Below are 18,755 nucleotides of genomic sequence, written 5' to 3'. Positions count from 1 at the left end.
TGGAGCCGAGACGAGTTGCGGGTTTAAAATGAGTTTTTTCATAGGCTGAAACGCCCCTCGGCTACGCTCGGGGAACTGCTTAAGGCAACCTTCGACGCACGCCCTTCGAATCACGCTCAAAACACGCTCGAGGAACTGCTTAAGTGCATTGTCCATAATACCCAGCTGAGGTGTGGCTTCATTCCTTCATTCCTTCATTCCTTCATTCCTTCATTCCTTCATTCCTTCATTCCTTCATTCCTTCATTCCAAACTCCAAACTCCAAATTCCAAATTCCAAATTTTCCCTTTCCTCCCGCGATTATAGCCCAAGGGTCCCCCCAAACGGATCCTTTCACGCTTTCACCATTGACGCCCGGGGGTGACCCAATCCATTGCCTTTAGCCCCATAAAATTTTTATCCCAAATCTTTACTCCAAATCCCAAATCCCCCCTCCTTCTACTCTTACTACAATGTATCTTTATAACAGTCGATTAAAGGTCAAATACAACGTGGGGGGGGATAATCATGCAGTATAAAAACCTTTTTGGCCCTGTGCGCTCCAGAAGACTTGGTCTGTCACTTGGTATCGATATGGTACCATTTAAAACCTGTACCCTGGATTGCATCTATTGTGAGTGCGGGGCAACCACCGAGCTGATTCATGAGCGCAAAGAATATGTCCCTGCCCGGGATATCATTGAAGAACTCAACCACTATCTTTCAACACACCCCAGTCCCGATTATGTTACTTTGGGGGGCAGTGGTGAGCCCACACTTCATAGTCAAATAGATACCATTATCAATCATGTAAAAAGTAATTACCCCTCCATAAAGGTGGCTCTTTTAACCAACAGTACCTTTTTTCACCTTCCAGAGGTTCGCCGCGGTGTGCTTGGGTGTGATATAGTCCTGCCTTCATTGGACGCGGTTTCCACTCAGGTGTTTGAAAAAATCAATAAACCAGCCGTTTCTGTAGACTGTGAGATGCTAATTGATGGGCTGGTGGAGTTTTCAAGGGAGTTTAAGGGCCAGATCTGGCTTGAGGTGTTCATTGTGCCGGGGATAAATGACACCGAACAGGAACTGAAGCTGTTTAAAGAAACTATCCAACGAATCAAACCAACCAGGATTCAGCTAAACTCGCTGGACAGACCGGGTACATGCAGCTGGCTAACCGCCGCTTCTCCCGAAGAACTCGCAACCATCGCGGAATTTATGAAACCACTGCCAGTAGAGATCGTCTCCCGAAACTTCGCTGAGCCGCTTCCGGGCGGATCACAGCTACAGGAGCAAAACGATGCTCTCATGAGCCTGCTAAAACGCAGACCTTCCACGCTCGAAGATATCTCAGTGAGCCTTGGCATTACCCTGAATGCTGCATCAATCCTGGTTGAAAACAGTAAAAAAAGGGACCTGGTGAGCACTAAAGAGGTAAATAACAGGATCTACTATACAGTGGAAAACTGAAGTCCAGCGCTTTCAGACCCTCAGGTATCCCGCTTCACCGAACCCGTATAAAACACCGCCAGTAGCGGTGTTCACACTTCAGTGTATCCATTAATGCCTTCTCTCTCACTAACCGATAAGATATAATGTATTGGGTTAGTAGTATTTCAAACATTTCAGAAGGTTGTTTAATTGTTATTTCGGGCACTTGGTTCCTTTATCCTGCTTACTGCGCTGCTTTGCTCTCCGGCTAACGCAAGAGTGATAGACTGGTGGGGTGATATCTATGGCCGAAACAGCGCAAACACCACAGCCGCCTTTCTCACACTGCCCACATCTGCCGGGCAGCTTGCCCGTGGTCTGGCTTCATCTCCCGGAAATATGGATGCTTCCGATCTTTCCCACTTTCCGGCAAACAGCGCGCTTACCTTTAGACACCAGTTTTCCATAAGCCATCTTGAATGGTTGATGGGGATAAGAAAACAGTATGCCGCGGCAGCCCTGCCACTGATCGATGTGGGGACTTTTGGCTTTTATTTCCGTAATTTAAGCTCGGGCACATTCAGATACGCCCGCGATATCGATGAACAACCCGCTGATCCCACGTACCGGGAGTATGTACTTGGGTTAAGTTTCGCACGATCTTTTTTGCGTCAGAAACTAAACTTTGGACTTAACAGCACACTTGTGGGCAGTCGTCTGGATAAAGACAGGGGCTATGCTTTTTCGGCCGGAGCGGATGTTCTCTACGCACCATCGGAGCGTTTTTCCACACGCCTTTATCTGCTTAATGCCGGCACCCCAATCTCTTATGGCGGCTCAGGGAGCGATCCGTTACCTCTGCAAAGTGGTTTTTCGGTAAACATTGCCCCGCTCAGAAGCGAAAACCACTCGACACCTGAGCTTGATTTTGATTTGGGATTAGGGCTACAGAAAACCGCGGATGAGCCATTGGTAACGGGAATTAGTACAGAGATACGAACAGGCCCTCACCTTTTCTGGCGGGCAGGTTATGAGCACAGTGCCGGAACAAGTATGAGCTTAGGGGGCTTAAGCGCGGGAATGGGGTTTCATTACGGCATTTATGGTCTGGATGCAGGGTGGAAGCTTCAGTCTGAATACTTTGGTTCAGTATGGGCTGCAAATTTTAACCTTCAACTTGAAGAACTGACACCCAAAACGGCAGATGACTACTATCGTACTGCCGTAAGACACTATAACCGCAACAGAAGAATGCTTGCCAGGCATTTTCTCAATAAAGCACTTAAAACGGATCCGGGGCACTGGCATTCCCATGATTTATTAAGCAAGATGAGGTCTGAAACGTTAAGAGATGAAAACCTTGAGATAGGAATCATTTACACAGGAAACTCACGAGGAGAGGTAATCCCCTACCCTCCAGCACCCGATGCCCTTGGCGGGCTTTCACGACAGGCCACCCTTGTCAATAATCTTGGGGGATCTTATCAGACTGCCTTTTCTTTAAATTCAGGCAATATGGTAACAGAGCTCTCTCATCCGCTGAGGGTGGAGTTGATACAGGATTACTACAGCCACCTTCAGTACGATATTATAGCACCAGGAGAGGGGGAAGCACCGTTCTTTCCGGAACTATTCAACAGAAGAGATGGTATTCGCTCAAATGTTGTGCTAACTAATCATCGCCAGCTTCCCGGCCGAATGGTTGAGTATGAAATGATAAACAAAGGCGGGTATAAACTTTTCTTTACCAATGTTATCGGTACATCGAAAGTAAAAGAGGAAAGGGTGTCTTCCAACCTGTCGGGGATTTATGAAGAACTTACTTTGGCACTCAATACACGGTATGCTAAAGAGAGCCATGTCCGTGTTGCCGTAATCCACGAGAACTGGGAAACGGTACGTGCAGTGGCAGAAGCTTTCCCGCAACTGGATATAATAATTTGCGGCAGTCTTGATCAGCGTTTCGATACCCCCATGAAAGTCAACTCTGCAGTGGTTGTATCTGCAGGCAAAGGTGGTAAGTATGTTGGCGCGTTATCGCTACGTTTTAACCGGGACCGTCAGCTTATAGCTACCACAAACAGACTCTATCCCCTCACTGAAGCTATTCCTGAAGACCCGTATATACAGGATAGAATTAATCTTGTGTCCGCAAAACTTGAGCTCACAGAATCGGGGATCGATTTCTTCTCTCAGGGATTATATGGTGGAATAGTCCCGTTTGTCTCCACCAGAAACGGAACGCGTCAGGCTTATGTAAAAGCAATGGAGATACTCTCAGAAATCCCCCTGGCACCTGAGCACTACAGGAGTTTTAGTCCTCAAATCTCCACTGAGACACAGATGGCGCTTTATTTAAGAGAAGAACCAGAATCAGCAGATACCACTCTTGAGGTCTTACGGTTAAGTACTTTTGGAAGAAGAAAAGTAGCAGGGTCCCAAAATGTTAGTGAAGCGATCTTTTCAAATGATGGTAAATGGATCTACTTTGTTGGCACAGACAGCGGGTGTACTTCCCGTACCATCTATCGCACGCCTGCAACCGTCAGGGACGAGATTGAAATGGTTATCGATAAACCCAACGCGCCTGTTAGGGATCTTACATTCTCTCCCGATGGAGAGCTTATGCTTTTTGCTGCCTTAAGGGATGGTTTCTGGCAGATCTATACAACCAATCCTGAGGGAATGCACCCAACATTGCGCACGGAAGAGAACGCTAATCATATTGCCCCATCCTTCTCCCCGGACGGACGATACATCGCGTACTTAAGTGACAGAAGATCGATATCCGGAAGATACAATTTGTGGGTATTCGATAGCCGTTCATCCACGCATAAACAGATAACCTTCAATTCCCGGGTTCAAAACTTCTGCTGGACCGATACTTCAAATCATATTGTATTCTCATCGGGAGTAAACGTTTTTGATCTCAACATTGCCGATATAGCGAACAACAAGACCAGTAAGCTTATAGATTCTAATGAAATGAAAACCTGGAGTGAAATTAATCCCGGCTTTCTGGTTTTTAGCGGTAGTCGTAAAATTGTATATACACGTGAATATCGTGACGGTTCACGGAGTGTTCACTGGTTTGATCTGGATTCAAAAACCAACCACCGGATTATCAACAGCTCAGGCAATGATTGGACAGAATAAAATGCCTCCCCAAACAGTAATTAAGAACTATCTCCTTGAACTAATTGTGTTACCATGAAAATATTACTTACTGTTCACCACAACCTTACACCAGATTCCGGTGCACCAGGCATAACTTTCAGGCTATCGAGATATTTTAAGATGGCGGGACATGATGTTACCATCTTCTCTTTCAGTGACCTTCCCTCCTGCTTCCCTGAAGTGTTGAAGAAGATTCTTTTTCCATTCTTTGTAGCTGTCAGAATTTTTAAGTCGGGTAGAAAAAAGGGGTTCGACGTAGTTGATTCATCAACCGGTGATAACTGGATTTGGGCATCTGTTGTCAAACGATTTCGCGAATTCAAACCACTGCTTGTTACCCGAAGTCACGGTTTTGAACTATTAGCTGATAAGAGGTTAAAAAAGGAAGCGAAGCGAGGGAACCTTAAACTCAGTTGGCGATATCCTTTGTTTCATGGTGGTCTGATGCTTTGGTATGTTGCTTTATCGGTCAGAAAAAGTGATGTTGTATTGTTTTTAAACAGCACAGAAAGAGACTACGCGGTTCAAAGACTGCGATTAGACCCACGGCGGACCATAATAGTACAACATGATATTTCAGACCTTTTTGCGAACCTGCCATTCTATTCCATTAAAAAAAACACTACACCCGCAATAGCAGTTACCGGTTCATTTATCACCAAAAAAGGGATCAGCTATTCTATGCCGGCTCTTAGAAAACTTCTCACACTACATTCTCATCTACGGGTTAAGTTTTTGGGTACAGGCCCATGTGTCAGAAGTATAGTAAACCTTTTCAGTTCGTGTGAAAAAGAGCGTATAGAAATCTATCCCTCCTACCGTAACAAAGATCTACCTGACTTATTAAGGGATTGCCAAATTGCGCTTCTTCCGAGTATTTCGGAGGGGTTTGGTATTGCTTTAATAGAATCTATGGCTTGTGGTCTTGCCCCGGTCGCTTCAGCTATTGACGGTCCACTTGATTACATAAAAAACGGTGAAAATGGATTACTTATAAGCCCTGGCAGTGTTGAAGAAATAGTAACGGGCATAAACTCACTATTGAGAGATAAACGGTACCTTGAAAATCTCAGGATGAGGGCGTGGATCACTGCCCAGCATTATTGCAGCAGAAAAAACAGTAATCATCAGCTTGCGGTGTACGAAGAATTTATGAAAAAGGCAAAAGCTAATATTTAAGATGGACCAGTGTAGCTCCATCCCCACCATCACGGGGTAAAGCCGAACCATAGCCACTGACGAACGAGTGAAATTCCGATCCAAGCATATCTCTTACCACACCCTTTAAAACCGGTCCGGTATTTAGGCATGAATGATACCCCTTACCATGGATAATCAGAAGCTCTCGTATTCCGGCCGCGCGGCATTCATCCATAACCCGTCTTAATTTAATTTCGGCCTGTTCAGAAGTAAGCCCATGTAAATCGGTACTTCTGCGCTGTCGAAGCTTTTTTTTGCCGGTTCTTTTTTTTCTCATAGAACGAGTTGCATCCTTATCCCTCACCCCGTATTTTTCAATATGAGAGAGTATAAGTTTATGGTTAGCAGTGTGTTCTTCTTTATTATCAAAGTATTCAAACATAATTACCACTGTCAATCCAAAGGCGTCCATCAAGCCAAACTGATGCGTTCTTTAGTACCACAGGCAAGATGACTTCATCACTACCGTTGCGTTCTCCAAATAAAAAATATACGGCTCCACGTGCGATACAATGTTCATTCAAACACCCCTTCACCCCTGAAGTCAGATGGGTACCGGCACCGAAACAGTTTACCTTTTTAAGCATCCGTTTTTTTTGGAATACGATCTCAATCTCCCGGGTTGAGCTAAGCGACTGCACACGTTCTATCGATCCGTTTTCAACATACAGAGCAAATGAATCGCTTTGGGGTAGAGGAAAATGCCCACAGAAGTTGTCCAAAACTATCGTGCCCTGTAATGTTTCTTGCTGTGGTGTAATTTCAGCACAGCCGGCCGGTAACACCCCAACAGCTCCCGGGGATGTTATAACCCCGTAGTTTGCTTTATTGGAAGACTTTGAGTTGGTGAATGTTATATCGCTGCCATTGGGGCATTTAACCTGAACAGTTCGGGAGGAGCTTAAAAGAGCAGCACATTTTCTGGTAAATGAGCCGTGACGTTTCCAATCGATATTCATCAATCGGTGAAATCTTTTCGCAACAGGCGCCTTAATCTGAATAAGTCTGGTGGAGTAATCACTTTCTATGATCGGCTTAAAGGGATACTTAAAGGTAGTGATAACAGCATCAAACTGAGAAAACCAGGATTTAACATTTTTTAGGGGATCAGAGCTTAACCGGTGGGGTGAAATCATAACCATCATGGGTTGTTTGCACCTTGATTTTGCGGCTTCCCACAATGCCCGGGCTACTTCATAACCATACTCATCTGTTACAACAAGCAGGCGTTCCTTTCTTTTAAGCGCGAGACAATCGTCAAGCACACCAGCAGCGGATTCTTTTAAATCACTAAAAGTCATTTGCTCACACTTTTCCAATCGCATCATTTACTTTAGAAGACATCACCGACAACACATCTTTTTTCCACTGAGAAAACGTACCCTCAAGGATTCTCTCTCTGGCACTCTTAGTGAGCTCCAAATAAAAATGGATATTATGTAAAGTTAATAACCTGATTGCAAGTATTTCCCCGGCCATATAGAGATGACGAATATAGGAGCGGCTGAAGTTAGTGCAGGCATAACAGCCGCAGTTATCGTCAATGGCATGATCAAAATCCCGCATATGTTTTGCGTTACGTATGTTTAACTTCCCATTCCAGGTAAACACCGAGCCATTTCGTGCGTTGCGTGTTGGCATAACACAATCAAACATATCGATTCCCCGTTCTATGCACTCAAGGATATCCTTTGGAGTACCAACCCCCATCAGATATCGGGGTTTATCCTGAGGAAGCAGCGGGGCAGAGAACTCCACAATCTGGTAAGTGGTTTCAATCGCTTCACCAACAGCCAGTCCTCCCAGTGCGTACCCGGGAAAATCCATGGAGACCAGCTCCCTTGCACAGCGTTGGCGCAGAAGCCTCGATGTGCCCCCCTGAACAATAGCAAAGAGATATTGAGGATACCCGTGGTGAAAAGGGAGTTTGTGGTGGTGTTCCTGGCAGCGTCCGGCCCACCTCAGGGTCCTTTCTACTGCTTTTTCAATGGCGGATGGCTTAGCATCCGAAGGCGGACATTCATCGAATACCATTATTATATCGGCACCAAGATTGTGTTGTATCTCCATCACACGCTCAGGAGAGAAGGTATGCCTCGAGCCATCGATATGTGACTGAAACTCAACACCATCATCACTGATTTTTGATATATCCCTTAAACTAAAAACCTGAAAGCCACCGCTGTCGGTGAGAATAGATCTGTTCCAGTTCTCAAAGCGGTGCAATCCTCCGGCATCCCTGATCAGCTCATCGCCGGGCCGCAGATGGAGGTGATAGGTGTTGGCCAGGATTATTGAACTACCACTCTGCTCAAGCTCAAGCGGTGAGAGTGATTTAACCGTAGCCTGCGTACCAACAGGCATAAATACGGGAGTTTCTATGGTGCTGTGCCCTGTTTTAAACACCCCAGCTCTTGCCTGAGAGTGAGGATCGGTACCGAGAAGGTTGAAAAATAAATCCCTGTCCATGGTTCTCCTGATTCTGTGTGTTACGCCCTGTGCCTGAAAAATAGTTTATCGTTACGTCTGTAACATCCTTTTCATTTTCAGTGGGTGTTTTTATCCTCTCTACAACCCGTTTTGAAGATTTTGGAATAAAGTATACAATAAATTCCACCCATATATCTCATACCTGTTTATTAATACCTTGCTACGAAATGAATTATTAAGGTATTTTTCTGATAGGTTTTTCTCAGAAAGCACTGATGATATATATTGTAACCACAGATGAAGTGAACATGGTGTGTGAAATAGCATAAATCGTAGTTTTTAAGGCAGTTTAACATCAAAGGATTTTATTTTGAGCATTCTCGAAACCATAAATTCCCCATCCGATATACAATCCTTACCAGTAGAATCACTGGAGACGCTCGCACAGGAGATCCGTGAGTTTTTGATCGAGAGGGTGAGTAAAACAGGCGGCCATTTGGCTTCGAGCCTTGGCGTTGTAGAGCTGACGCTTGCCCTGCACCACTGTTACAGAACACCGAAGGATAAAATTGTATGGGATGTGGGGCATCAGGCCTATACGCACAAGATTCTTACCGGCAGACGGGAGATGTTTCATACGATTCGCCAGCATGAAGGTTTGAGCGGCTTCCCAAGGATTTCAGAGAGTGAGTATGACAGTTTTTCAGTAGGACATGCATCGACTTCAATCAGTGCAGCTTTAGGACTTGCTGTTGGAAGAGATATACATAAAAGTGATAATTCTGTTGTAGCGGTTATAGGAGATGGTTCACTTAGTGGTGGTCTTGCTCTTGAGGGGCTCAATAATCTGGGCACAAGCTCAACGCGTATGACTGTGGTGTTAAATGACAATGAAATGTCCATATCCAAAAATGTTGGCGCGCTCTCCCGCTATCTTACCCGGGTTATTACCGACAAGCGTTATAACAAACTGAAATCTGAAATATGGGATCTGCTGGGGAATTTGCCAAACGTTGGTAAGGGTATAAGAAATATCGTACGAACCGTTGACGATGCTGTAAAACACGTTATTATTCCCGGAAAACTTTTTGAAGATATGGGCTTGCGCTATATTGGCCCTGTAGATGGGCACAATGTTTCAGAAATGCTTGAGGTTTTTAATTTTGTAAAGAATGAAACCAATGGTCCCATATTGGTTCATGTACTTACCAAAAAGGGCAAGGGATATCGCTATGCTGAGCAGGATGCTACTAAATACCATGGTATCAGCAAATTTTCGCCACAGACCGGTGATGTAATCAAAAACAAACCCACCGCCCCCTCTTACAGCTCTGTTTTTGGCTCAGCAATGGTTGAGCTTGGTAAAGAGCGTGAGGATCTTGTAGCGATAACAGCTGCCATGCCGGATGGAACCGGGCTCAATGAATTCAGAGATAAATATCCCGATCGCTTCTTTGATGTTGGAATAGCCGAAGGCCACGCAGTAACATTCGCTGCCGGACTTGCTCTTCAGGGGCTTAAGCCTGTTGTGGCTATTTATTCAACATTTCTGCAGCGTTCATATGATCAGATCATGCAGGATGTGGCTATCGACAAAACGAATGTAGTGTTTTGTCTTGATAGGGCAGGTCTGGTTGGTGATGATGGGCCTACGCACCATGGGATGTTTGATATCTCCTTTCTTAGAAGTGTTCCGGAAGCGGTAATAATGGCTCCTAAGGATGAAAAAGAGTTACGCGATATGCTTTTTACAGCAACAGAACATCAGGATGGTCCCACATTCATACGGTACCCAAGAGGTAGCGGAACCGGGGCTGAAACAAGTGGTCCTTTTGAAAAACTTGAAATTGGTCTTCCAGAAATCCTTCACAAGGCAAATAGCAGCTGTGCCATACTTAGTTTGGGGGATTTTTATACTGATGCCCTTTCGGTGCATGAGATGCTTAAGAAGGATAAGATTGATACCACTTTTATAAATGCCAGGTTTGCCAAACCTCTTAGCAAAGAATTTTACACCAATCTTTTTACTAACTATTCTCACATTGTGACTTTAGAAAACAATGCACTACCCGGCGGCTTCGGTTCTGCTATTTTAGAACTTGCCAATGATCTAAACCTTGAACAAACACCAAAAATACTGAGATTTGGTTTGCCGGATTCTTTTGTAGGACACGGGGATGTAAAGAAATTGAGGGAAGAGTTAGGTTTAGCGCCGGAAACGATTTATAACAAAGTTAAAACTTTTATAACCGCATCACAGCCAACATTGGTTTGATCTTTTTAAATAAGTAGTAATCTGATATGTCTGTATGCATACCATATTACTACTTATGTTTTATTATCGCAGCAATCAATTTAACTAAGCAGAATCTTTTTTATCATTATATTTTTTTAGACCATTACTACAAAAATACAGTCCCTTACTCTGCTTCTCTTCCATTTCCATTATATTTTGGGACTGATCAGACCAATTTTCTTGATGGTGAAAATGATAGGTCACCGCAAGATTCCTGACTGATTGTAATTTATACCCTGCCATTTCAAATCGCCAGGTAAGGTCAATATCCTCACCAATCGCGGGCCTGATAAAATCTTCATCAAAACCATTTATATCATAGGCTGCGGATTTAGAAAAGGACATATTACATCCCTTAAGTTGATTAATTCTGCGCAGTTTGGGTACAAACTGAAAAAAGCCTTCGGGGCGAATGAATAACCCCTCTTCTATGTATCTTGCTCCTGTTTTCTTTAGCTTGTGAATATTACGAATTATATACCTGTTGATAGTTTGGGGGTTAAGAGTACCATTCATAAGGTGATCTGTTGTCAAAGGGTCCAGTTTAATTCTTTTTCCCCCGAGAACCACCTTTTCTTTTTTGTTACTTATATGCTGCTCCATGAATCTTGGGTGAAGCAAACAATCCCCATCAATAAATACCAGATAATCACTGCCGGACGCTTCAATTGCCCGGTTTAGCGCTTTATTTTTTCTCCAACCGAGATCTTTTTGGGTTAAATGTATAATGGGAAATGTACATTGACTTTTTTCAAGATACTCCCCGATAGTGCGATCATCACCATCCTGAGATATAATTACCTCGAAATCTTTAAACGTTTGCTTTTTAACAGATTCAAGGACCAGGTTTAGATATTGTACATTCTTATATACTGAAATTATTAAACTGCAAGAATTTTGGGCCATTATTTTATTACCTTGAGGAGTGGTCATCGCTATGTATAGATATACCAGAAGAGGCCCATGCCACCTTGTTTTCTCTGACATGCTTTCTTATTGCCCGGTTATTTAGTATCAACTCCATGTTTCGATAGGGTCGTGGATGGTTTAAATGAACACACACTGCACTGTACCGTATTTGCTTACCCTGCACCCCGGCATTTACCAGGCGCTCCCCCAGCTCTCTGTCCAGTCCTCCGTACTGCATCTGTTCGTTATATCCATTCACTTTTACCAAATCCGATTTCCACCCACTTGAGTTATGTCCATTCCAGGTCGGTTTTGTGGTTGTTAAGCTGTTCATGATAGAGGTGAATATAGGACTTTTTGAAAGTTTGGCTAGTTTTAATGTGAGCGGTTGCCCATTTTTAAGCAACCATTTTATAGAAAACGGATTTCCGTTCATGATATCATCTCTGGTGATTGCATGCGAAACTTCGGTGTCTAATTTAAGATACCCACCGCTCAAAAAGCGATTTTCTTGTGCGTTGAGGTAATGGTGCAGTAGAAAATCAGACCTGGGAATACAATCACCATCGGTGAACACTAAGTAATCTCCGCTACTCTTCAAAATAGCTTTATTCAATATTGTACACTTACGAAATCCCTCATCCGGGTGCCAAACGTGAATGACATTCAAAGAAGTCCTTTCTTTGAACATTTCAATTACTTGCTGGGTTTCCTTACCGGATCCATCATCTGCTATAACGATTTCAAAATCGCCATATGACTGAGTTTCAAACCCCCAAAGTACTTTTGCCAGCCATTTGGGTTGATTATAGGTGGTAATAATTACCGACATTGATAATGATTTATCACTTTTGCGAGTCCCTGAAGGTTTGGCTCCCAAATTGTTGCCATCCATTTCTGATATTAAACATGGTGTTACAGTTTAGTAATCAAAAAAATACTTAATATTTCGTTATTATCAAAGCATTAGCACTCAAACGACTGGAATATAAGTAGTTAGAAATTTGCGTTTTTTTTCCTATATGCTTTTTGCTGAAATTTTAAGTGATTTTCTTGTCCGTTATTCAAAAATTATTATATTTAGATTTTGATTCAATTTCAAAGAAAGATATGCAAATGACAGCCCAAGCTCCTGCCAGACTTAAAAGAGATCGCAAACGACGCATACTGGTGCTATCGGCAGGTGGTATCCAGAGCGGAATTCAGGCCCTTTATATTGGGATGAACAATGGTGATTGGAGTATCCTCTCTAACGTTTTCTCTCCCTACCCTAAGAAAGTCAGGGAATTGATTGAACAGCTAAACGAAACCCAAAAGCCGGTAAAATTATCGGAGCTTGGATGGCTTGAGTACAAAATAAGCATGCTTTTTCTTGAAAGTGCCACTACGGCCCTGGCTCAGACTCCAAAGTCCCTCTCCAAACCTTCTGTTGTGGTTATGAACAAATTAACCCTATGGAAAGGGCCTACAGGGGAGAACCTGCAGCAAAGTAATTGGGATCTTACCTTAGGTGATGCTCAATTTATAGCCAGCTTTATGAATACACCGGTTTTGACCAATTTTATTCGCCATAATATTCTGGCCGGTGGCCCGGGCATTCTTCCCAGCTTTTCAGGAAATCTTAAAATCGCCGGTGATATGGCTGGAATCAACATATTTTTAAATATTGGCCTGGTAAGCCGAATACACATCATTGACACGAGCTCTTCTGAACTGCTTTTTGAATCCGATACCGGTCCCGGTACCGTTTTGATCGACAAGTGTGCAAGAGAAGCCCACTGTCCCGATGGTATCGACAGAGATGGCACCCTTTCCTCCAAAGGCAAGGTCAATACAGAATGCCTTGAACTGCTGGCACAGGAGGCATGGTTTAAAAAACCTTCACCCAAACAGGCTTCGGTGGATTCTTTCTGTTTTATTCTTGAAAATACCGTTTTAGATAAACTTAACTCTGTTGATCGTCTTGCTACGGTTACCGCCCTTACGGCTAAAACTATCTATGATTTCTATGTGCGGGAATACACCCTTAATCTTTTACCCGAAACGTTGTGGGTTTCAGGGGGTGGAAGTAACAACTTTGCGCTTATCGATTATCTTTCGGCTTACTTTGATCCAATTCCAGTTAAAAGTGTAGAAAAATTGGGCATCCCTGCGGATATGAAAGTGCCCCTTACACTTGGACTAACAGTAGATGCTTATCTTAATGGTATAGCCGTACCATGGGAATCGGGAAACAATCCTAAAATCGATCCCCTTGCAAATTGGGTTCTGCCGTAATTAGCAGTCTAAACTGGGGACTATTTGTGTGCGGCACTATTTTTGCTCATTGCATTCATACCAAACTTACTTATTTTAATTAAACCTAAAAACCATACTACAACTGTTTAAATGGAATGGATAGAACAATGAAAAACTCATCCCCGACTCTAATTTACAACCTATTTCCCAGGGTTTTTAAAACTATTGATGATTGGTCTTCTCATGTTGAGAAAATAGCCTCCATGAATTTCAACTCTATTTATGTAAATCCTTTTCATACTGTAGGGGGCTCAAAGAGTCTTTATGCTGTAGATGATTATTTCAAACTAAATCCTGATTTCCTTAAACCTGGAGCAGATCCTAAAGATTTCTCTCCCCTGAAAAAATTTCTAAAAAAGTGTGATAAATACAACATTCAGGTCTATATGGACCTGGTAATCAATCACACTGCTAATGAATCTGTTTTGGTTAAAGAGCATCCTGAGTGGTTTAAAAAAGACGAAAATGGTAACATAGTCCACCCCTATGCAATTGACCCGGCTAACCCATCAAATGTGACCGTTTGGGGCGATCTTTCTGAAATAAATTACGATGATAACCCTGATATGGATGGTTTAATAGCGTTTTGGCAGAAAATGTTGTCCTTCTATCAGGATTTGGGGATAAGCGGCTACCGATGCGATGCTGCATACAAAATCCCTTCAGAGGTTTGGAAAACACTTATAAATACTGCAAAGAAGCGAAATCCCAAATCCAAATTTCTTGCTGAAACACTGGGATGTACTCTTGAGCAAACCATGGCACTTCAAGATTGCGGCTTTGACTATCTCTTTAACTCCAGCAAGTGGTGGAACTTTGAGGCCCCCTGGTGCATTGACCAGCACTGCCAGTTTAAAAGCATAGCACCAAGTATCTCTTTTCCCGAATCCCATGATACGACCAGACTCTCTTCAGATCCACCAGGATCTCTTCACATGCAGAAAAACAGATATCTCCTTTCAGCATTGTTTTCCAAGGGCTTACTCATGCCAATCGGATATGAATTTGGAACACCCAAAGGTCTTCACGTCGTAAACTCTTCACCTGAAGATCTTAGTGAGAAAAAATGGGATATTCAGGATTGGATCAGTAATATAAATAAATTGAAATTGAATACAGATATTTTAAAAGAGGAAGGAAGCTGGAGAGCTGTTTCCGGCTATGATTGGGACCTGCTTTTTCTCATTAAGGAAAGTAATCACAATTCAGGATCCCTGGGGGTAGTGATCAATAAAGACTGGCACAACACACGAAATATTTCTGAACACGAAATTCCAAATGAAATATCAGCTTTCAAAGCACTAATTCAACCCTTTAATGACCCAAATGAGAAACGTCCAAATAAGGGGCCACTCTTTCTCTCCCCTTCAGAAATAGCTCTTTTTTCTAATTAATGAACTATTTCTAATTAATTTGTCTGTATTTATATTAAGAGATATCATAAGAATGCTTATGTATTCTAAACAGATATCTCTAATTTAATGCTTTAAAGGATTATTATGGAACGACTCAGAGGGGTTAATTTTGGTGGCTGGCTCAGCCAAATAGATGCAATAAAAGAGAAAGATCCAAATCAGTTTCCTGGGATCGACACTCACATGGAAACATTTATAGCACAAGAAGATTTTGCACAAATCAGCGCATGGGGTTTTAACCATATTCGTCTGCCTATAGACTACTATCTTTTTTTCACTGAAGACGCTCAGCCTATAGAAAACCGCATCAAACACATTGATCGAGCTGCGCAGTTTTCCAAAGAAAACTCTCTTACACTTTTATTGGACCTTCATGAATGTCCCGGGCATGATTTTGCCGAAACATCAAAGATCCCTGTTCAGAAACTTTTTTCGGAAAAAGAATATGTTAACAAAACCGAAAAGATTTGGGGTCACCTCTCGGAGCGCTACAGTAATGAAAATCATGTAATTTATGAAGTTTTAAATGAACCAGTAGCCCCGGATGCAACCATATGGAACAATCTAAAAGATAGATTATGTAAGTTTATCCGCTCTCACTCCAAAAACACTCCTATTATTGTAGGGTCAAATATGTGGAGCTGGCCATCTACTTTTTCCGAACTTACGCCAGTGGAGCTTGATTCCATAATCTATTGTTTCCATTTTTATGAACCACTGCTTTTTACTCATCAGCTTGCTCCATGGATCGGTGAATCAGAGATTAAAACTCAAAGAGAGTACCCCGGCAACTATGGAGCTGGGTTTATCCGTAAATACGGTCTGGTTCTTTCTGCAGGATCATGGGACAGAGATCGGATAATAAAGGAAATTGAACCAGTAGTTAAATTCAGAGATAAATATGATGTACCAGTAATCTGTAATGAATTTGGTACCTATGCTCCGGTTCCGCTTAAGTACCAACAGTTGTGGTATTCTGATCTTCTCTCTGTATTAAAAGAAAATGATATCGGATTTTCTTACTGGAACTATAAAAACCTCGACTTTGGAATTATTTCCAAAGGGGAATCTCTCCACGAGAATTTACCTCAGTACAAGAATTCAGAAAAAATCAATTATGACGTTTTATCTCTGCTAAGGGAATACTGAATAAATACCAAATGTGGGGTTCATAAACATATGAACCCTACTTTCTTCCTAATAGTTAATTAACCTTATTGTAAAGAGTAGTTAGTTCCGAGTATATAAAATTAATCTAATGACAAACCATCCATTTCAAACCTTTGCTTTCCCAGGTGATCTTTTCTTTTGGTGGTAATACCCCCCTTTTAACCGTACATAATATTCAGTCCTTCAAGTGCTAACATTCTAATCAAACTCAAAGGCCAGAAAGAAAGTATTTCCATTCCTTCTGACCAGCAAAAGTACCGGGTCACCTTTTTCAAAAGTATCTGTGATTTCTACAAACTTTTCCTCCGAGGAGATTGATACTGCTTTCTCTCCACCTACTCTTACCTGAAGTATAATATCCCCGGTGGTTAAACTTGTCCTTGCATCACTAATGTGTGGTTCAATTCTGAGAACAAATACCCCCTCAATATCTGATGGGATATTGTATCGTTCTCTAATTTCGTCAGTAAGATCAGAAACCCTAATACCTGTTTTATTATGTTCTTTTGCAGTTTGTGATTGCGGGATGACTGATGAATTTCCATCTTCAACTCTATTTGATTGAGATGACGTATCAGATACCCGTTCTTCAATTGTTATTCGTAATGTTATTGTTTTCATATCCCTTATTACTTCTACAGCAACAGTTTCACCTGGCCTAAGGTCTGCAACAGTATTTCTAAGATCGTTAGAATTTCCGATTGTTTTCCCTCCGATGCTAACGATCACATCTCCCCGTATGATTCCGGCGTTATAAGCAGGTTGGCCATTAAATACATCTGAAACCAATACTCCGCCATTATGTTCAATACCTAAGGCATTTCTTGCGGTAGTTGTGAGATCCTGTATTGAAACACCGATCCAACCTCTTGTAACTCTTCCCTGATAGATTATATCTTCCATTACCTTTTTGGCCATATTTAAGGGTATTGCAAATCCAATCCCTATAAAGCCTCCGGTTTGTGAATAGATTAGAGTATTAATACCAACAAGCTCTCCATATATATTAACAAGAGCGCCTCCGCTATTTCCCGGATTGATTGCAGCATCGGTTTGAATAAAATCCTGATACATTGTTTGGTCCCCTACCTGTCGCCCCAAAGCAGAAACAATTCCAACCGTTACAGTAGAGGTCAAAGAGAAAGGATTCCCCACAGCGGTAACCCAGTCACCAGGTTTTAGGCTATCACTGTTGCCCAGATATGCTACCGGTAGATCCTGAGGTATTTCATCTGTGATCTTCAGAACCGCAAGATCAGTGAGGGAATCAAACCCGGTGAGTTCAGTTTTTAAGGTCCTGCTGTTGGAAAGCCGTACCTCAACCTCACTTGCCCCCGCAATTACATGGTAATTGGTGAGAATATATCCCTCTTTTGAAACAATCACTCCACTCCCCAACCCCTGCTGGCGGCGTTCTCTACGTTCTAATGGTGGCTCCTGGGATTGATTATGCCTTGGTCCAAAGAAATAATCAAACCCGGGTTCCTGCTCAAACTGACGATAAAAGGGGTTGTTATAAAAGAGTACGGTATCTACTTTAGTAGGTATAACTGAAACTACCCAGGGAACAACTTCCTCTGCAATTTGAACAAAAACATTTCTGAAACGTTCAATATCTTCAAGATTTTCCCTTTGTGGCCTGTTCTGTGCTCCAAAACTTACACTTCCCGGGGAAGGTCTTGTTGTTTTATCATTTTGCTGTGCAAGGGTACAATTAGTGAACAGTAAAAAGGACAACATCAAAAATCTGGAAAGTTTGTTTAAACGCACTATACCTCTTCTCATCTCTCTCTCCTTTGCCTTTTCCACAATCTACTCTATTTGACGTTCAATAGTTATGCCACTTTACCATTAAAATGTTTATGGTATATAATTTGCGGGCTTTATGTTATAATTGCCCGATGGTAATCTTCTTAGCAGTAGGTTATAGGAGCATAGGAGCAAAATATGAAAACTATCTTTACCGTATTCAAAGATATTTCCAAAGCAAAAGAAGCTATCGATCGTTTAAATCAGAGTGGATTCGATAAGTACCAAATGAATTCAATTGTGCAGGAGTCTACAGCTAAATCACACTTTGATATTAACAGACAAGAGATTAAGGTAGAAGACTCAGAGTCTCTGGGGGGGAGAAAGGTGCAAGGTTTTGAAAAACTATTTGCCGGGCAACAATCTTTAGATACAGTCGATGCTGGCAGGATTTTAGCCGCCGGCCAGGGCGGTACCATTCTGGGGAAAGCAGCAACTTCTGCCCCCATCAGAAAAGTTGATAATCTAAAAAAAGCTCTGATTGATTTCGGTATACCGGAAGATACCGCACAAAAGTATCAGGAAGGTGTAGCTAAAGGAAAATTACTATTCTGGATCCGATCAGAAGATACTGATAGTCCCAAAATTACCAACATCGTTAAGGACTATCAGGGAGAGGACTTAGTGACTATATAACTTTT

14 protein-coding genes are annotated in these 18,755 nt (G+C 42.3%); 8 read left to right on the top strand and 6 right to left on the bottom strand.

Going from position 1 to position 18,755, the window contains the following annotated elements; translation table 11 throughout:
* Positions 1–507 precede the first annotated feature (507 nt).
* From QA601_09635 to QA601_09625, 3 genes are all read left to right on the top strand, one after another.
* Positions 508–1,449 (top strand): radical SAM protein, encoded by a 942-nt coding sequence (locus QA601_09635; protein MDG5815340.1) that lies wholly within the window; start codon positions 508–510, stop codon positions 1,447–1,449.
* Positions 1,450–1,620: 171 nt separating this feature from the next.
* Positions 1,621–4,566 (top strand): hypothetical protein, encoded by a 2,946-nt coding sequence (locus QA601_09630; GenBank protein MDG5815339.1) that lies wholly within the window; start codon positions 1,621–1,623, stop codon positions 4,564–4,566.
* Positions 4,567–4,620: 54 nt separating this feature from the next.
* Complete coding sequence (locus QA601_09625) at positions 4,621–5,766, top strand: glycosyltransferase family 4 protein (GenBank protein MDG5815338.1); 1,146 nt, start codon at positions 4,621–4,623, stop codon at positions 5,764–5,766.
* On the opposite strand, the gene QA601_09620 is transcribed toward QA601_09625, so the two are convergent.
* From QA601_09620 to tgt, 3 genes are read right to left on the bottom strand one after another with little or no spacing between them, the layout of a single operon-like run.
* Positions 5,756–6,169: a Smr/MutS family protein gene (locus QA601_09620; GenBank protein MDG5815337.1), complete on the bottom strand. Its 414-nt coding sequence runs from the start codon at positions 6,167–6,169 to the stop codon at positions 5,756–5,758. The genes QA601_09625 and QA601_09620 overlap by 11 nt on opposite strands.
* On the bottom strand, positions 6,162–7,088 hold the full coding sequence (locus QA601_09615) for a hypothetical protein (GenBank protein ID MDG5815336.1): 927 nt from the start codon (positions 7,086–7,088) through the stop codon (positions 6,162–6,164). The genes QA601_09620 and QA601_09615 overlap by 8 nt, the downstream gene beginning before the upstream one ends.
* Positions 7,089–7,092: 4 nt before the next feature.
* The gene (tgt, locus tag QA601_09610) at positions 7,093–8,256 is read right to left on the bottom strand and encodes a tRNA guanosine(34) transglycosylase Tgt (GenBank protein MDG5815335.1); all 1,164 of its coding nucleotides are present in this window, start codon (positions 8,254–8,256) and stop codon (positions 7,093–7,095) included.
* 331 nt (positions 8,257–8,587) lie between these two features.
* On the opposite strand from tgt, the gene dxs reads away from it, so the two are divergent.
* The gene (gene dxs, locus QA601_09605; protein MDG5815334.1) at positions 8,588–10,492 is read left to right on the top strand and encodes a 1-deoxy-D-xylulose-5-phosphate synthase; all 1,905 of its coding nucleotides are present in this window, start codon (positions 8,588–8,590) and stop codon (positions 10,490–10,492) included.
* A gap of 84 nt (positions 10,493–10,576) precedes the next feature.
* Here the strand turns inward: dxs and QA601_09600 are convergent, their stop codons facing one another.
* Together QA601_09600 and QA601_09595 are read right to left on the bottom strand one after the other, a co-directional pair.
* Positions 10,577–11,419 carry a glycosyltransferase gene (locus tag QA601_09600; protein MDG5815333.1) on the bottom strand — a complete coding sequence of 281 codons (843 nt, stop codon included), beginning with the start codon at positions 11,417–11,419 and terminating at the stop codon, positions 10,577–10,579.
* A 7-nt stretch (positions 11,420–11,426) separates the two neighbouring features.
* The gene (locus tag QA601_09595; GenBank protein ID MDG5815332.1) at positions 11,427–12,317 is read right to left on the bottom strand and encodes a glycosyltransferase family 2 protein; all 891 of its coding nucleotides are present in this window, start codon (positions 12,315–12,317) and stop codon (positions 11,427–11,429) included.
* A gap of 221 nt (positions 12,318–12,538) precedes the next feature.
* Here QA601_09595 and QA601_09590 point away from each other — a divergent pair, with 221 nt between their 5' ends.
* The 3 genes from QA601_09590 to QA601_09580 all read left to right on the top strand — a co-directional run bounded on the left by QA601_09590 (position 12,539) and on the right by QA601_09580 (position 16,284).
* The gene (locus tag QA601_09590; protein ID MDG5815331.1) at positions 12,539–13,699 is read left to right on the top strand and encodes an anhydro-N-acetylmuramic acid kinase; all 1,161 of its coding nucleotides are present in this window, start codon (positions 12,539–12,541) and stop codon (positions 13,697–13,699) included.
* Positions 13,700–13,827: 128 nt separating this feature from the next.
* Positions 13,828–15,114, top strand: a complete 1,287-nt coding sequence (locus tag QA601_09585; GenBank protein MDG5815330.1) for an alpha-amylase family glycosyl hydrolase — start codon at positions 13,828–13,830, stop codon at positions 15,112–15,114.
* Positions 15,115–15,219: 105 nt separating this feature from the next.
* Positions 15,220–16,284 carry a cellulase family glycosylhydrolase gene (locus tag QA601_09580; GenBank protein ID MDG5815329.1) on the top strand — a complete coding sequence of 355 codons (1,065 nt, stop codon included), beginning with the start codon at positions 15,220–15,222 and terminating at the stop codon, positions 16,282–16,284.
* 219 nt (positions 16,285–16,503) lie between these two features.
* On the opposite strand, the gene QA601_09575 is transcribed toward QA601_09580, so the two are convergent.
* Entirely contained in the window at positions 16,504–18,090 is a 1,587-nt protein-coding gene (locus tag QA601_09575; protein ID MDG5815328.1) for a Do family serine endopeptidase, read from the bottom strand.
* A 162-nt stretch (positions 18,091–18,252) separates the two neighbouring features.
* On the opposite strand from QA601_09575, the gene QA601_09570 reads away from it, so the two are divergent.
* Positions 18,253–18,750: a general stress protein gene (locus QA601_09570; protein ID MDG5815327.1), complete on the top strand. Its 498-nt coding sequence runs from the start codon at positions 18,253–18,255 to the stop codon at positions 18,748–18,750.
* The last annotated feature ends 5 nt before the right edge of the window (positions 18,751–18,755 follow it).

The organism is Chitinispirillales bacterium ANBcel5 (assembly GCA_029688955.1).
Lineage (GTDB): Bacteria > Fibrobacterota > Chitinivibrionia > Chitinivibrionales > Chitinispirillaceae > Cellulosispirillum > Cellulosispirillum alkaliphilum.
This window is presented reverse-complemented; position numbering and strand designations above follow the sequence as displayed.

What these genes read in the sequence shown, in the direction of transcription:
- QA601_09620 (MDG5815337.1), bottom strand. Translation starts at nt 6,169, where the DNA reads ATGTTTGAATACTTTGATAATAAAGAAGAACACACTGCTAACCATAAA.
- QA601_09595 (MDG5815332.1), bottom strand. Translation starts at nt 12,317, where the DNA reads ATGGATGGCAACAATTTGGGAGCCAAACCTTCAGGGACTCGCAAAAGT.
- QA601_09585 (MDG5815330.1), top strand. Translation starts at nt 13,828, where the DNA reads ATGAAAAACTCATCCCCGACTCTAATTTACAACCTATTTCCCAGGGTT.
- QA601_09615 (MDG5815336.1), bottom strand. Translation starts at nt 7,088, where the DNA reads ATGACTTTTAGTGATTTAAAAGAATCCGCTGCTGGTGTGCTTGACGAT.
- tgt (MDG5815335.1), bottom strand. Translation starts at nt 8,256, where the DNA reads ATGGACAGGGATTTATTTTTCAACCTTCTCGGTACCGATCCTCACTCT.
- QA601_09580 (MDG5815329.1), top strand. Translation starts at nt 15,220, where the DNA reads ATGGAACGACTCAGAGGGGTTAATTTTGGTGGCTGGCTCAGCCAAATA.
- QA601_09600 (MDG5815333.1), bottom strand. Translation starts at nt 11,419, where the DNA reads ATGGCCCAAAATTCTTGCAGTTTAATAATTTCAGTATATAAGAATGTA.
- QA601_09635 (MDG5815340.1), top strand. Translation starts at nt 508, where the DNA reads ATGCAGTATAAAAACCTTTTTGGCCCTGTGCGCTCCAGAAGACTTGGT.
- QA601_09590 (MDG5815331.1), top strand. Translation starts at nt 12,539, where the DNA reads ATGACAGCCCAAGCTCCTGCCAGACTTAAAAGAGATCGCAAACGACGC.
- QA601_09575 (MDG5815328.1), bottom strand. Translation starts at nt 18,090, where the DNA reads ATGAGAAGAGGTATAGTGCGTTTAAACAAACTTTCCAGATTTTTGATG.
- QA601_09625 (MDG5815338.1), top strand. Translation starts at nt 4,621, where the DNA reads ATGAAAATATTACTTACTGTTCACCACAACCTTACACCAGATTCCGGT.
- QA601_09570 (MDG5815327.1), top strand. Translation starts at nt 18,253, where the DNA reads ATGAAAACTATCTTTACCGTATTCAAAGATATTTCCAAAGCAAAAGAA.